The 568-nt window shown below is 46.8% G+C and carries 1 pseudogene; it reads right to left on the bottom strand.

Going from position 1 to position 568, the window contains the following annotated elements:
- Positions 1-326, bottom strand: a pseudogene (locus tag ACTHTU_RS11175) (hypothetical protein); the annotation flags it as partial.
- Between the last annotated feature and the right edge of the window lie 242 nt (positions 327-568).

Here is a 568-nt window from a genome sequence, read left to right as displayed (position 1 = left end):
CCATAGAATAAAGGCAACACAAACCATAAATCACCTGAACCGTGCCGAATGTAAGCGAGCTCATCGAGCACCTCTATCATATACCAAACCCAAACGATGGCTGTCGCCCACAAGCCGCCCGCCAACGTGGCGGGACGCAAACGCCGGTAAAACAGGGCATAAACCAGATTCGCTGAGACAAGCATCAACATACCGGCAATCAATGTGCTGTCAAAATCTTCAGTACCTACCTGATAGAACCATATCGAAGTAGTGATGATAATAATGATACTGCCTGCCAATGAAAGGCCGGCAAATGTTCTTTCGCTGATACGGGGGAAATTCATCTTTATGTCTTTTCAAAACTGTTCTTCTGAATCAAAGAACATTCATATACGGATGATTGTTTTCAGACGACCTGCCCATTCAATAGCAGCCATCTGAAAACGCCTCCCCATTGTACCCGAATTTCATTAACCTTTTGTAACCCCCGAAATCAAAGCGGCACAGGTTCGGCAACCAGCCATTCTACGCCTACATCGCCCAAAACCTTCTGCATGGCGGCTTCAGGTACGCGGTCGGTAAATAC

Origin of the sequence: Neisseria sp. P0020.S005 (assembly GCF_051957055.1) — a bacterium.
In the GTDB taxonomy this organism is placed as follows: Bacteria; Pseudomonadota; Gammaproteobacteria; order Burkholderiales; family Neisseriaceae; genus Neisseria; species Neisseria subflava_A.
This window is presented reverse-complemented; position numbering and strand designations above follow the sequence as displayed.